Origin of the sequence: Franconibacter helveticus LMG 23732, from assembly GCF_000463115.2 — a bacterium.
Taxonomy (GTDB): domain Bacteria; phylum Pseudomonadota; class Gammaproteobacteria; order Enterobacterales; family Enterobacteriaceae; genus Franconibacter; species Franconibacter helveticus.
Genome location: NZ_AWFX01000051.1, coordinates 1 through 13,123, shown reverse-complemented (window position 1 = coordinate 13,123; position 13,123 = coordinate 1). Strand labels below are relative to the sequence as shown.

At 55.3% G+C, this 13,123-nt stretch carries 12 protein-coding genes, 2 tRNA genes, 1 rRNA gene and 1 pseudogene; 5 read left to right on the top strand and 11 right to left on the bottom strand.

The window, feature by feature from the left end; translation table 11 throughout:
- Positions 1–36: 36 nt before the first annotated feature.
- The 3 genes from puuE to DW56_RS17355 are packed head-to-tail and all read right to left on the bottom strand — an operon-like array spanning position 37 to position 2,457.
- Positions 37–990, bottom strand: a complete 954-nt coding sequence (puuE, locus tag DW56_RS17365) for an allantoinase PuuE (RefSeq protein WP_024562174.1) — start codon at positions 988–990, stop codon at positions 37–39.
- A gap of 13 nt (positions 991–1,003) precedes the next feature.
- Complete coding sequence (hpxA, locus tag DW56_RS17360) at positions 1,004–1,741, bottom strand: allantoin racemase (protein WP_024562175.1); 738 nt, start codon at positions 1,739–1,741, stop codon at positions 1,004–1,006.
- The gene (locus DW56_RS17355) at positions 1,738–2,457 is read right to left on the bottom strand and encodes a GntR family transcriptional regulator (RefSeq protein ID WP_024552091.1); all 720 of its coding nucleotides are present in this window, start codon (positions 2,455–2,457) and stop codon (positions 1,738–1,740) included. The genes hpxA and DW56_RS17355 overlap by 4 nt, the downstream gene beginning before the upstream one ends.
- 152 nt (positions 2,458–2,609) lie before the next feature.
- On the opposite strand from DW56_RS17355, the gene DW56_RS17350 reads away from it, so the two are divergent.
- On the top strand, positions 2,610–4,091 hold the full coding sequence (locus tag DW56_RS17350; protein ID WP_024552092.1) for an NCS1 family nucleobase:cation symporter-1: 1,482 nt from the start codon (positions 2,610–2,612) through the stop codon (positions 4,089–4,091).
- A 45-nt stretch (positions 4,092–4,136) separates the two neighbouring features.
- On the opposite strand, the gene DW56_RS17345 is transcribed toward DW56_RS17350, so the two are convergent.
- Together DW56_RS17345 and dnaQ are read right to left on the bottom strand one after the other, a co-directional pair.
- Positions 4,137–4,213, bottom strand: a tRNA-Asp gene (locus DW56_RS17345).
- 144 nt (positions 4,214–4,357) lie between these two features.
- The gene (gene dnaQ / locus DW56_RS17340) at positions 4,358–5,092 is read right to left on the bottom strand and encodes a DNA polymerase III subunit epsilon (RefSeq protein ID WP_024552093.1); all 735 of its coding nucleotides are present in this window, start codon (positions 5,090–5,092) and stop codon (positions 4,358–4,360) included.
- A 51-nt stretch (positions 5,093–5,143) separates the two neighbouring features.
- Between dnaQ and rnhA the strand changes: the two genes are divergently transcribed.
- On the top strand, positions 5,144–5,620 hold the full coding sequence (rnhA, locus tag DW56_RS17335; RefSeq protein ID WP_024552094.1) for a ribonuclease HI: 477 nt from the start codon (positions 5,144–5,146) through the stop codon (positions 5,618–5,620).
- On the opposite strand, the gene DW56_RS17330 is transcribed toward rnhA, so the two are convergent.
- Positions 5,617–6,333, bottom strand: a complete 717-nt coding sequence (locus tag DW56_RS17330; RefSeq protein ID WP_024552095.1) for a class I SAM-dependent methyltransferase — start codon at positions 6,331–6,333, stop codon at positions 5,617–5,619. The two genes, rnhA and DW56_RS17330, sit on opposite strands and share 4 nt — an antisense overlap.
- A gap of 33 nt (positions 6,334–6,366) precedes the next feature.
- Between DW56_RS17330 and gloB the strand changes: the two genes are divergently transcribed.
- Positions 6,367–7,122 (top strand): hydroxyacylglutathione hydrolase, encoded by a 756-nt coding sequence (gloB, locus tag DW56_RS17325; protein WP_024552096.1) that lies wholly within the window; start codon positions 6,367–6,369, stop codon positions 7,120–7,122.
- A gap of 71 nt (positions 7,123–7,193) precedes the next feature.
- Positions 7,194–8,564 (top strand): murein transglycosylase D, encoded by a 1,371-nt coding sequence (mltD, locus tag DW56_RS17320; protein WP_024552097.1) that lies wholly within the window; start codon positions 7,194–7,196, stop codon positions 8,562–8,564.
- Between the two features lie 68 nt (positions 8,565–8,632).
- Here the strand turns inward: mltD and DW56_RS17315 are convergent, their stop codons facing one another.
- Together DW56_RS17315 and DW56_RS17310 are read right to left on the bottom strand one after the other, a co-directional pair.
- Positions 8,633–9,436 (bottom strand): endonuclease/exonuclease/phosphatase family protein, encoded by an 804-nt coding sequence (locus tag DW56_RS17315; protein WP_024552098.1) that lies wholly within the window; start codon positions 9,434–9,436, stop codon positions 8,633–8,635.
- 126 nt (positions 9,437–9,562) lie between these two features.
- Entirely contained in the window at positions 9,563–10,738 is a 1,176-nt protein-coding gene (locus DW56_RS17310) for an MFS transporter (protein WP_024552099.1), read from the bottom strand.
- Between the two features lie 105 nt (positions 10,739–10,843).
- Between DW56_RS17310 and yafC the strand changes: the two are divergent.
- Positions 10,844–11,775: pseudogene (gene yafC, locus DW56_RS17305) on the top strand (DNA-binding transcriptional regulator YafC).
- Here the strand turns inward: yafC and dkgB are convergent.
- The 3 genes from dkgB to rrf form a co-directional block, all read right to left on the bottom strand.
- A complete protein-coding gene (gene dkgB, locus DW56_RS17300) occupies positions 11,755–12,558 on the bottom strand; it encodes a 2,5-didehydrogluconate reductase DkgB (protein ID WP_024552100.1) in 804 nt (267 codons plus the stop codon). The pseudogene yafC and the gene dkgB overlap by 21 nt on opposite strands.
- Before the next feature lie 159 nt (positions 12,559–12,717).
- A tRNA-Asp gene (locus DW56_RS17295) sits at positions 12,718–12,794 on the bottom strand.
- Between the two features lie 56 nt (positions 12,795–12,850).
- Positions 12,851–12,966: ribosomal RNA gene (gene rrf, locus DW56_RS17290) — 5S ribosomal RNA — on the bottom strand.
- Positions 12,967–13,123 lie beyond the last annotated feature (157 nt).

The following is a 13,123-nucleotide window of genomic DNA, read 5'->3' as shown; positions in this document are numbered from 1 at the left end:
CCCTCTCCCGGCGGTGGAGAGGGCCGGGGCGGGGAATTATTTTACCCAGGGGTGCGTTTTCAGCCAGTGGTCGGCGATATCCTGGCGGCGGCACACCCACACGCGATCGTGGCTTTGCACATAATCCAGAAAGCGTTGCAGCGCCCGGAAACGCCCCGGGCGACCCAGCAGGCGGCAGTGCATGCCTACCGACATCATCTTCGGCGCCGATTCCCCTTCCTCATACAGCACATCGAAACTGTCTTTCAGATAGGTGTAAAACTGCTCGGCGGTGTTGAAGCCCTGGGCGGTGGCGAAACGCATATCGTTGGCGTCCAGCGTGTAGGGGATAACCAGGTGCGGTTTACGGTTGCCGTCGCCGCACTCCACTTCCGTCCAGAACGGCAGATCGTCGCCGTAATAGTCGCTGTCGTACTGAAAACCGCCCTGCTCCACCACCAGCCGCCGGGTATTAGGGCTGTCGCGCCCGGTGTACCAGCCGAGCGGCTTCTTGCCAAACAGCGTCTCCAGCGTGTCGATGGCCTGGCGCAGGTGCGCCCGCTCCTCTTCCACGCTCATATTCTGGTAGTGGATCCAGCGCCAGCCATGGCTCACCACGTCGTAATCCGCTTTTTTTATCGCCTCGACAATCGCCGGGTTGCGGGCCAGCGCCATGCCCACGCCGAAAATGGTCATCGGCAGGCCGCGGCGCTGGAACTCTTCATGGATACGCCAGAAGCCGGCGCGGGAGCCATATTCATAAAGTGAATCCATCGACATGTGGCGATCCGGGTAGCTCGCCGCGCCGATGATATCGGAAAGAAACTGCTCCGAACCGCTGTCGCCATGCAGCACGTGGTTCTCGCCGCCCTCTTCGTAATTAAGTACAAACTGCACGGCAATGCGCGCCTCCCCCGGCCAGCGTGCATGGGGCGGTTTGCCTGCATAGCCCAGCATATCGCGCGGGTACGTTTGATTCAGGTCGTGGCGAGGGTGCGGTACAGTTTGCATGGTTCATATCCTTTTAGCTCAGCATTTCAAAACAGCCGGTAAGCGGCTTTTTGTTGGGATACGCGAGGTCGCCGTGTTTACTGGTGCCAAGACCGAGAGCCAGCAGGGATTCCACCATTTTTACCGCCGCCGTTACGCCGTCGATAACCGGAATGCCCAGCTCGGCGGTCAGCTCACGGGCGAGGTTCGCCATACCGCCGCAGCCGAGCACAATCGCTCCGCTGTTGTCTTCGTTCTTCGCTTGTATACAACGCTCGCGTACCTTTTGCTGAGCAAGTCCCGTGCCATCTTCAAGCGCCAGCACCGGTAAGTCGATAGCATGCAGCCCCGCGCAGTGGTGCTCAAAGCCATACTGGCGCAATAAATGCCGGGCGATGATAAGCGTGCGGGGCAGCGTGGTGACGATGGAAAAGCGCGTCGCCACCAGCGTCGCCATGTGCATAGCCGCTTCGGCAATGCCGATAACCGGCCCGCTCGCCAGCTCCCGCGCCGCCAGCAGCCCCGGGTCGCCAAAGCAGGCAATAACATGCCCCTGCGCGCCCAGGGCTTGTCCGCGCTTTATCTGTTCAAGCACGCCGATGGCGGCGATGGCTTCGTCGAAATGCCCTTCAATGGAATCCACGCCCTGTGACGGGCAAACCGCCAGTATCTCCGTGCCCGGCATCGCGACGGCGCGGGCCGCCTCGCCGATGGTCTGCGTCATCGCAACGCTGGTGTTGGGGTTGATTACCTGTATACGAAAACCGTTCATGATGGCTCCTGCGCCTTACCAAACAGGCGGGCAAAATCCGCCAGCGTTTCGCCGCTGCGCTCAAAGCAGAGGCTTTCCACAATGTGGGTGAAATGGTGCGCCAGCGCGTCCGTCAGCGCAGCGAGATCTTTGTTACGCAGCAGTTCGATAAGCTTTTCATGATCGTCGCAGCGGCAGCCGCGCTGCCAGGGCGAGCCCCAGGCGGCTATGACTAATGAGGAGCGCTGCGCCAGGCTTGTCACCATTTCCGTTAACACTGCGTTGCCGGAAATCGCCTGTAGCTGAATATGAAAAGCGGCGGAATGGCGGATAGCCGCCGGGCCGTCGCCGTCGCGGCTGGCCTGCTCTTCGAGCGCGACATGCTTCTCCAGCCCCGCCAGATGCGGCGGTTGCAGGCGGGCAAGCACATGCGGCAGGTTCGCGCACTCAATAACGCTTCGGGTTTGAAAGATAGCTTTTGACTCTTCCACCGTGGGACTGGCGACAAATGCACCACGTCTGGGCGTCATTTCGATCATTTGCACCGCCGCAAGGCGCGTCAGTACCTTACGGATACCGGTACGGCTGACGCCAAACACTTCCGCCAGCGCCTCTTCCGGCAGCTTGCAGCCCGGCGGCAACTGATGTTCGACAATCGCGTTCAGCAACGACTGCCAGATGTGCGCTTCTTTATCCGGTATCTCCTGCGGGTCGATTAGGCCCGTTACACGCTTCATTTCCTGCTCCCGTTTATGGTCTGCCCCTGCTTTTTGTATACAGCAAATAAATACCTTGTATACAAAAAAAGAAAAACTGGCCTGGTTCCTGCAAGTTCCTGCTCAGAGAGTGACAGACATTTCGTCGCCATTCGTTCAGAGGAGCAGATTCCATGCCAAACCATGAGCACGCAGCAGTGAACCCGAATGCCGGCTATAGTCCCCGGCTCTGTAATGACGACCTGGCGCCGACCCGCAACCAGACCTGGTCCTGGTACAATATTTTTTCTTTCTGGATGTCGGATGTGCACAGCATGGGCGGCTATGTGGTAGCCGCCAGCTTCTTTACGCTCGGGCTGGCGAGCTGGCAGGTGCTGCTCTGCCTGCTGGTGGGCATTTGCATTGTGCAGCTGTGCGCAAACCTGGTGGCGAAGCCGAGCCAGATGGCGGGCGTGCCTTATGCCGTTATCTGCCGCCAGGCGTTCGGCGTATTCGGCGCGAATATCCCGGCGGTCATTCGCGGGCTTATCGCTTTCGCCTGGTACGGCATTCAGACTTACCTCGCCGCTAACGCGCTAATGCTGGTGGCGCTGAAGTTCTGGCCTTCGCTTGCGCCGATGACGGAAGGCCATTTCCTCGGGCTTTCTCACTTAGGCTGGGTTTGCTTCGCCATTATGTGGGTGTTGCAGGCGATGGTGTTCTGGCACGGGATGAACGCGATTAAGCGTTTTATTGATGTCGCCGGACCGGCGGTTTATGTGGTGATGATGGCGCTGGCGGGCTGGATTTTGTATCAGACCGGTTTTGACGGCATCTCCTTTACGCTTGCCAGCAAATCGCTCTCTGCTGGCGAACAGACCTGGCAGATGATTACCGCGACGGCGCTGGTGGTTTCTTACTTCTCCGGCCCGCTGCTTAACTTCGGCGATTTCTCCCGCTACGGCAAAAGCATGGGTGAGATTAAGCGCGGCAACCGCTGGGGGCTGCCGTTTAACTTCCTGCTTTTCTCCATCGTGACGGTGGTGATTGTCTCCGGCACGCAGTCGCTGTTCGGCCAGATGATCACCGACCCGATTGAAACCGTCAGCCGCGTGGGCAACAGCCTCGCCATGGCGATTGGGCTGCTGACGATGATCACCGCCACCATCGGCATTAATATCGTGGCGAATTTCGTTTCGCCGGCCTTTGATTTCTCTAACTGTTCGCCGCAGAAGATCAGTTTTCGCACCGGCGGGATGATTGCGGCGGTAGGCTCTGTGCTGCTGACGCCCTGGAACCTGTTCCAGTCGCCGGAGCTGATTCACTATACGCTGGACGTGCTGGGGGCGTTTATCGGGCCGCTGTTCGGCATTTTGCTGACGGATTTTTACCTGATTAAGCGCGGCAAGGTGTTTGTGGACGATCTCTTCGACGACACGCCAAAAGGTCGCTACTGGTACAAGAATGGTTTTAATCCGAAAGCGATTGTCTCGCTTATTCCTTCCGTGGCGGTGGGCCTGATTATCAGCTTTATCCCTGCGCTGCATGAGGTGGCGAACTTTAGCTGGTTTATCGGCGCGGCGCTGGGCGCAGGTTGTTACCGTTGGGTGGCGCGGCATGAACGCGCGGCTGACGTCGCGGGCTACAGCGTTCAGGTGGCGATGTCGAAGGAGTAAAACGACGAAGGCCTGAATCATTGCTGATTCAGGCCTTCTGAATAGTGGCGGAACGGACGGGACTCGAACCCGCGACCCCCTGCGTGACAGGCAGGTATTCTAACCGACTGAACTACCGCTCCGCATTGTTCCCGTTGGGGAACGAGGCGCATATTACGTATTGCCCTCTGGGCCGTCAACGCTTTTTCTCACACATTTAATCGTTTGCTGCAATTTTCGCCCAGACGATGATTTTCTCTACATTATAGCCCGCGTATAGCCCATGGTCAGGCGCGCCACAGGCAGCTTCCGCCTTTTTTCTCCACCAGATCCAGACGCGATTCGTGCGCCATTATCTCTTCATCGCTGGCTTTTATCACCCGCAGCGCCGTCGCCTGGCGAACAACGCGCTGAATGGCCGCTTCGCCGCCCTGCTGCTGTTGCCCTTCGCCTTCCATTGAAAATTTCAGCGATGTCTGGCCGCCGGTCATCGCCAGGTAGACGTCGGCAAGAATTTGGGAGTCGAGCAGCGCGCCGTGCAGGGTACGCTTGGTGTTGTCGATTTCGTAGCGGGAACAGAGCGCGTCGAGGCTGTTGCGCTTGCCCGGGAACATCCGGCGCGCCATTGCCAGGCTGTCGGTCACCTTGCAGAAGGTCTCGGTCTTCGGAATGCCCCGGTTGAGCATGCCAAATTCGTAATCCATAAAGCCGATATCGAACGACGCGTTATGGATAATAAGCTCGGCGCCGCGAATGTAGTCGAGGAAATCCTCAACCACATCGCCGAACGTGGGTTTATCCATCAGGAATTCGTCGGCGATGCCGTGAACGCCGAAAGCTTCCGGGTCCACCAGCCGGTCGGGCTTAAGATAGACGTGGAAATTATTGCCGGTCAGGCGGCGGTTTATTACCTCGACGGCACCAATCTCGATAATACGGTGCCCCTCATAGTGAGCGCCGATCTGGTTCATACCGGTGGTTTCTGTATCGAGGACAATCTGTCGTGTAATAGCTGTGCTCATAGCGCTCGTTGTGTCAGACTTGGGCTTTTAATCACAGGAAGTCTACCAGAGATGCGTAAAGAGGTAGAAATTTTCACCGATGGATCCTGCCTTGGCAACCCGGGCCCCGGCGGTTACGGCGCGATACTGCGCTATAAGCAGCACGAAAAAACCTTCAGTGCGGGCTACCGCCTTACCACAAACAACCGCATGGAGCTGATGGCCGCCATCGTGGCGCTGGAGGCGCTGCGCGAGCATTGCATTATCACACTCAGCACCGACAGCCAGTATGTGCGCCAGGGGATCACCCAGTGGATCCACAACTGGAAAAAACGCGGCTGGAAAACCGCCGAGAAAAAGCCGGTAAAAAATGTCGACCTCTGGCAGCGGCTGGATGCGGCGCTCAGCCAGCATGAGATCAAATGGGAATGGGTAAAGGGCCACGCAGGCCACCCTGAAAACGAGCGCTGCGACGAGCTTGCCCGCGAGGCGGCGAATCACCCTACGCTTGAAGATGTCGGCTATTTGCCCGAAGCGCCTGCGCTTTAAGGTTTCCGGTATTGCCTGGTCGCGCCCACGGCCGGGCGAAGCTGCGTTCTGGCCTTTCTTGCTTTCAGCGGGTTAATCGTCAGGGGAATGGTTCGCTTGCGGGCCACGATAAGCTGCATGCAGCCCAGCGCCGGCAGATGCGTGCTCAACAGCCTGCCGCCCTGGCGGTGCCAGGGCAACACCTGAAAATTCCCGTGATGCATCACTTCAAAGTTCAGCAGGGTAAGCCAGTCGAGCTGGCGCATCAGGGTGAACATCCGGCTGTTATAAGGCGCCCGGCGGCGCACAAAAGGCACGATTTTCCCGATGCCGAGCAGGCTCAGCGGGCTAAAACTGCTGAGGATAAGCCAGCCGTCGTCAATTAACACCCGGTCAACCTCCCGCAGCAGCCGGTGAGGATCCGGGCACCAGGGCAGCGTGTGCGCCAGCAGGCAGGCATCCACCGACTTTTCTGCAAAAGGTAAATGAAGCGGGTCTGCTTTGACCTGCAACGTTTCTCCTTGCAGCGCAATGTTGACCTGATGTGAAATGGCGCAGGCTTCCGTGCTGACCTCCGCGCTCAGGTTGCCTATTTTAAGCAGGTGAAAACCATACAGCTTCCCAAGCCATGGCGTGAGCTGTTGCTCCAGCGCCGCGCGGTAAAAGTCGCCCCAGGGCAACTGGCTCCAGTGCGTGGGCGCGGTGAATGCCGCAGGGGTCCTTGCTGGTTTCATCACTACCTTCCGTAACGCAATGTGAGGTGTTTTATGAATCTTAACAGTATTCCCGCTTTTCAGGACAACTACATCTGGGTGCTGAATGATGAACAGGGAAAGTGCCTGATTGTCGATCCAGGCGAAGCCGCGCCGGTGCTAAAAGCGATTGAGGAACAGCAGTGGCAACCGGTCGCTATTCTGCTTACGCATCACCATAACGACCATGTCGGCGGAGTGAAAACGCTGCTTGAACATTATCCGGAAGTTGTGGTGTACGGGCCGCAGGAGACGGCTGGCAAAGGAACCAATAAGGTAGTAAAGGAAGGCGATAAGGCTGTCATACTGGGGCATGAATTCACCGTTATTGCTACGCCGGGTCACACTTCCGGACATATTTCTTATTTCAGTTTTCCTTATCTTTTCTGTGGGGACACAATGTTCTCGGCAGGCTGCGGACGTCTGTTTGAGGGCACGCCAGCCCAGATGTACCAATCTTTTCAGAAATTAAATGCGCTTCCGGAAGATACTCTGATTTGCTGCGCGCACGAATATACGTTAAGTAATTTAACCTTTTCTCTTTCTGTCCTGCCCGAGGATGTGCACTTAACCCATTATTATCGGGAAGTGAAAGAGTTACGCGCGAAAAATCAAAAATCACTCCCCTCAATTCTGAAAAAAGAGCGACAAATTAACTTATTTCTCCGCGTAAATGATATTGATTTAATTAATAAAATTAACGCAGAAACAACTTTGCAACACCCTGAAGAGAGATTCGCATGGTTACGGGCTAAGAAAGATAGTTTCTAAAAATTTCTGCTTGTGCTCTGTTGCCTTCAAAGTTATCATCGCTCGTCTTTTAAGCAACTATTGACACACACATGAAGGCAAAAGCGATATTACTCGCCTCTGTCCTGCTTGTGGGGTGCCAGGCGACGAAGCAAGACGCCGGCGTTCAACAGCATGCACAGAGCCTTTCTGCAGCTGGTCAAGGGGAAGCAGGAAAGTTTGCTGGTCAGACTGCGCGGTGGATGGACGATGGAACCTTCCTCGCGCAAGATCAGGACCTGTGGTCTTTCATTGGCGACGAGCTAAAGATGGGGATTCCGGAAAATGACCGGATCCGCGAACAGAAACAGAAGTATTTGAGAAACAAGAGCTATCTCCACGATGTAACTTTACGGGCAGAGCCGTATATGTACTGGATAGCCGGGCAGGTTAAGAAACGTAACATGCCGATGGAGCTGGTACTCCTACCCATAGTGGAGAGCGCTTTTGACCCCCACGCCACATCTGCGGCGAATGCCGCTGGCATCTGGCAGATTGTGCCGAGCACGGGGCGTAATTATGGTTTAAAACAGACCCGCAATTACGATGCGCGTCGCGACGTGGTGGCTTCTACAACCGCCGCGCTCAACATGATGCAGCGTCTTAACCGCATGTTTGACGGCGACTGGCTACTGACCGTGGCAGCCTATAACAGCGGCGAGGGTCGTGTATTGAAGGCAATGAAAGCGAATAAAGCACGAGGAAAATCCACGGATTTTTGGTCGCTTTCACTGCCACAGGAAACCAAAATCTACGTGCCTAAAATGCTGGCTTTGAGTGATATTCTCAAAAACAGCAAGCGTTACGGGGTACGTTTGCCGTCGACCGACGAAAGTCGTGCGCTGGCGCGCGTGAAGGTGAACAACCCGGTTGATATGGATCAGCTGGCGGACATGGCAGGCATGCCGGTCAGTAAGCTGAAAACGTTCAATGCGGGCGTTAAAGGCGAAACGCTGGGCAAGAGCGGACCAAAATATGTGATGGTGCCGAAAAAGCATGCTGAACAGCTGAGAAACTCGCTGGCGGCAGGCGAAATCGAAGCCATCCAGCCGGAAATGCTGGCGGACGTCAGTCCTGCTGAAAGCCGTACTTATAAAGTGCGCTCCGGCGATACGCTCTCGACTATTGCGGCGCGTATGAACGTCTCGACGAAGGATTTGCAGCGCTGGAATAACCTGCGCGGCGCGAATCTGAAAATCGGCCAGACGTTAACGGTAGGCAGCGCCAGCGGCGCGACGCGTCTCGCCAGTAACAGCGACAGCATCACTTACCGCGTACGCAAAGGCGATTCGTTGTCGAGCATAGCGAAGCGTCACGGCGTCAATATCAAGGATGTGGTGCGCTGGAACAGCGATACCGATAAATTGCGGCCGGGCGACCAGCTCACGCTCTTCGTGAAAGAGAGTTCCACGCCGGACTCCTGATCGCAGCGCGAAACAAATAAGGCACCGATTCCCCCGGTGCCTTTTTTATTACCTGTATCAGGCCTGTTTTACTTCTTCTCCGGCTTGCCGGGAGCAAACTCCACCAGCAGCGGGTTATGATCGGAAGCGCGGGTGACCAGCACAGAGGCTTCACTAACCGCCAACCCACGGTAAAAGACGAAATCAAGGGGACGACCAAAGGCCCGACGCCGCTGGTCATCGGTAAAACGTACTTCACGAAGCGCCATTTCACGCGCAAAGCGATACAGCGCGTTCTTACGAGGCCTGCTCCAGGCGTTAAAATCTCCCGCCATAATCACAGGGCCATTGTGGTGGACGAGCTGATCGCCTATCGGCCCCAACTGTTTACTGTACACATCCACCCCCAGGCTGAAATTAACCGCATGGACGTTAACTACCATCAACATGCGCCCGTCCGGCAAGGGATAAACCGTGACCAGCGCGGATTTAGCCAGCCGAAGAATAGGCTCGCGCTCGCGCAAAGGGCAACAGTAAACCGGGTGGGCTGCGGACAATGTCATAACGCCGGAAGGGTGTTGCGGCAGCACAAAAGCGGGAACCTGATCGGCCGCCAGATAATTTTTCGTAGCGAAAGAGATAAGCTCAGGCGTGGTCTGCGCTTCCTGGAGCAACACCAGGTGGGCATCTTTGCCAAAGGTTTGCAAAACGGACAACCATTCGGCCCGCTGTTGTTTGAAGATGTTCCATACCAGCACACGTAATACATCATGGCCGGGCAACGGTTCGCCTGCGGGCAGCGCTTGTCCAATGCCCGAGAAAGAGCCTGGCGGTAAAATTCGTTCTGCTGGCTGGCCGGCAATGTAGCGCATGGCATAAGTTGTTTTTCGCACGTCTCGCTGTATGCCTCCGTTGAGATTGCCGCCACAATGACGTGACGGCTTATCAGTTATAGGGATTTTAGCTCACAGTTTCAACGCAAGGCAGTAAGGAAATGTACGAACTGGCTTTAGCAGAGGTTAACTCAGGGCAGCACGCAGCTTGCTATCCAGTCGGCCGCTCAGCATTACCAGCCCCAGCGCCACGGCGACAATGACCGCGCCTATCCACGGTGTCTGGGCAAGACCGATATGCGCTACCGTCTGGCCGCCTGTAATCGATCCTAAAGCAATGCCGACGTTAAATGCTGCAATATTTAACCCGGAAGCGACATCGACAGCGTCAGGCGCATATTGCTCTGCTTTCTGAACGACATAAACCTGTAAACCGGGCACATTGCCAAAGGCGAAAATGCCCATCACCAGCACCGTAACCAGAGCAGCATAATGAAGGGATGCGGTGAACTGGAAAATCAGCAGTAAGGCAGCAAGGGCGGCAAAAATAAACTTAAGCGCAGGCACCGCGCCATGGCGATCCGCAAGTTTTCCTCCCCAGATGTTGCCAATGGCAACGGCAACGCCATATCCCAGCAGGATCCAGCTGACCGCCGCAGGGCTAAAGCCCGCCAGGTCTTGCATCATCGGCGCAAGGAAAGTGAATGCCGTAAATACGCCGCCATAACCCAACGCGGTAATAGCGTAGATCATTAGCAAACGCGGATGCGTCAATACCTTGAGCTGCGCTTTTAGCCCGGCGACAGCGCGGCCGGGAATATCGTTCGGCACCAGAATCAGGCTGCTAATAAGCGCAATAACACCAAGCGCCGAAACCGCAAGGAAGGTTTCACGCCAGCCAAAGTGCTGACCGATAAAAGTACCCAGCGGCACGCCAGTCACCAGCGCTACCGTAAGACCGCCAAACATAACGGCGATGGCAGAGGCCGCTTTTTCTTTCGGCACCAGGCTTGTAGCGATGGTGGAACCGATCGAAAAGAAAACGCCATGCGCAAGACCTGTCATCACTCGCGCTACGACTAATGTTTCATAACCCGGCGACAACCAGGCCAGTAAATTACCGGCGGTAAAAAGCGCCATCAGCCCAACCAGCAATTGCTTTCGCGGCACATTGCCTGTTAATGCCGTCAGCACGGGCGCGCCAACCGCCACGCCCAGCGCGTAGAGTGAAACCAGTAGCCCGGCAGAAGGCAGCGAGACGCCAAGCTGTTCAGCGATAGTCGGCACCAGGCCGACAATAACGAATTCCGTCGTGCCTATCGCGAAGGCACTGATGGTCAAAGCAAGTAATGCCAGCGGCATAAGTTATCTCCATAACAGATGTTCAGTGTTGGCATGCAGTATGGAGAAGTGCTTAAATAACAAAAACAGTCAAAATCACAATAAAATTTTGCCGGAGAAGCAATAATGAAGGCGACCTCTGAAGAACTCGCGATCTTCGTTGCGGTAGTGGAAAGCGGCAGCTTTAGCCGGGCGGCGGAACAGCTGCGGCTGGCAAATTCGGCAGTAAGCCGCTCGGTAAAAAAACTGGAGATGAAGCTTGGCGTTAGCCTGCTTAATCGTACGACTCGCCAGCTTAGCCTTACAGAAGAGGGCGAACGCTATTTTCGTCGCGTTCAACAAGTTTTACAGGAAATGGCCGCGGCCGAGAATGAACTCATGGAGACCCGCCTTACGCCGCGTGGTTTGCTGAGAATAGATGCCGCTACGCCAGTGGTATTGCATTTTCTGATGCCGTTTATCAAACCCTTCCGGGAGCGTTACCCGGAGGTTACGCTTTCCTTAGTCTCATCTGAAACGTTCATCAATCTTATTGAGCGTAAAGTGGATGTGGCGATTCGCGCCGGCAATCTCACGGATTCCAGCCTGCGCGCCCGTCCCTTGTTCAGTAGCTACCGGAAACTGGTTGCCTCACCGGACTATCTGGATCGCTATGGAATACCGCTGAAGGCAGAGGATCTTGACGATCATGTTTGTCTTGGCTTTACCGAGCCTGTGTCGCTGAACACCTGGCCAGTCGCGCGTCAGGATGGGCAATTGCATGAAATACAGGTGGGCTTGTCTTCAAACAGCGGGGAAACCATCAAACAACTTTGTCTCACGGGCAATGGCATCGCCTGTTTGTCGGATTATATGATCGATAAAGAGATTGCAAATGGCGAAGTAGTAGAGCTGCTTTCAGAGCATCGCTTACCCGTTGAAATGCCGTTCAGCGCCGTTTATTACAGCGATCGCGCTGTTAGCACACGGATCCGGGCGTTTATTGATTTCTTAAGCGAGCAAATGAAACAGCCCCGCCAGGGGCTGTAAAACGAGGGTTAGTCCCACTGCGGGGCTAAACCTTCCGGGCTTACGAGACGCTGGTTACGATCGAGCGCTGCGATCGCGGCCATGTCATCGTTATCCAGCGTAAGCTGCTGCGCTCGCAGGTTACTTTCCAGATTTTCTCGTTTGGTTGAGGAAGGAATAACTGCATAACCCTGAGCCAGAGCCCAGGCGAGGATAACCTGGGCTGGGGTTGCCTGATGCTTTGTCGCAATACCGGCAATGGTTTCATCTTTTAACGCTTCGCCGTAAGCAAGCGTCATATAAGAAGTAATATGAATGCCGTGGGATTTTGCCCATGCCGCAACGTTGCTGTTCTGAAGATAAGGTGAAAGCTCAATCTGATTGGTCGCGATGTGCTCCGCCCCTACTGCCGCTATCGCCCTTTCCATTAGCGGGATGGTGAAGTTGGAGATCCCGATTTCACGCGTTAATCCCTCTTTTTTTGCTTCGAGTAAAGCGTGCATGAACTCTTCAACGGCGACGGCATCGCCAGGCGATGGCCAGTGGATCAGCGTCAAATCTACATAGCCGGTACGCAGCTTTTTCAGGCTTTCTTTCAGACTGGGAATAAGCTTCTCCCGGCTTAAATTTTCCGTCCAGATTTTTGTCGTAATAAAGATGTCGTTGCGGGCAATGCCGCTCTCTTCAAGCGCCTGGCCGATAGCCGCTTCGTTATCGTAGATCTGCGCGGTATCAATTGCGCGATAACCCAGCTCAAGCGCGGTTTTAACAGATGCGATAACGACATCATCTTTCAGGCGGAAGGTGCCAAGACCAAATGCAGGTAGTGTCATAAATCCTCTTTTGACTGTTTTTACCAGGAAAGAGGATTATCGCGAAGCGACTTAAAGAGAAAAAGGTAATGAAATGCAGAGGATTATTGTCAAAAGAGCAATAGTCTGGGGGCTGATACAAAAAAAGCCCTGAGCATTTGCTCAGGGCTTCATAATAAGTGGCGGAACGGACGGGACTCGAACCCGCGACCCCCTGCGTGACAGGCAGGTATTCTAACCGACTGAACTACCGCTCCACCGAATTTTTTCACAACCACCGGTTTGTTGCCCCGGTTTGACCTGCTAATTTGATGCCTGGCAGTTCCCTACTCTCGCATGGGGAGGCCCCACACTACCATCGGCGCTACGGCGTTTCACTTCTGAGTTCGGCATGGGGTCAGGTGGGACCACCGCGCTACGGCCGCCAGGCAAATTCTGTTCACCTGCCGCCACTTCCGGCCACAGGCTCTGTCCGTCACAAGCTGAATTTCTCTCAAATCACGCCAAAACAACTTCGGCGTTGTAAGGTTAAGCCTCACGGTTCATTAGTACCGGTTAGCTCAACGCATCGCTGCGCTTACACACC

Coding starts and splice junctions, on each gene's coding strand:
- puuE (WP_024562174.1), bottom strand. CDS start 990: ATGCAAACTGTACCGCACCCTCGCCACGACCTGAATCAAACGTACCCG.
- hpxA (WP_024562175.1), bottom strand. CDS start 1,741: ATGAACGGTTTTCGTATACAGGTAATCAACCCCAACACCAGCGTTGCG.
- DW56_RS17355 (WP_024552091.1), bottom strand. CDS start 2,457: ATGAAGCGTGTAACGGGCCTAATCGACCCGCAGGAGATACCGGATAAA.
- DW56_RS17350 (WP_024552092.1), top strand. CDS start 2,610: ATGCCAAACCATGAGCACGCAGCAGTGAACCCGAATGCCGGCTATAGT.
- dnaQ (WP_024552093.1), bottom strand. CDS start 5,092: ATGAGCACAGCTATTACACGACAGATTGTCCTCGATACAGAAACCACC.
- rnhA (WP_024552094.1), top strand. CDS start 5,144: ATGCGTAAAGAGGTAGAAATTTTCACCGATGGATCCTGCCTTGGCAAC.
- DW56_RS17330 (WP_024552095.1), bottom strand. CDS start 6,333: ATGAAACCAGCAAGGACCCCTGCGGCATTCACCGCGCCCACGCACTGG.
- gloB (WP_024552096.1), top strand. CDS start 6,367: ATGAATCTTAACAGTATTCCCGCTTTTCAGGACAACTACATCTGGGTG.
- mltD (WP_024552097.1), top strand. CDS start 7,194: ATGAAGGCAAAAGCGATATTACTCGCCTCTGTCCTGCTTGTGGGGTGC.
- DW56_RS17310 (WP_024552099.1), bottom strand. CDS start 10,738: ATGCCGCTGGCATTACTTGCTTTGACCATCAGTGCCTTCGCGATAGGC.
- dkgB (WP_024552100.1), bottom strand. CDS start 12,558: ATGACACTACCTGCATTTGGTCTTGGCACCTTCCGCCTGAAAGATGAT.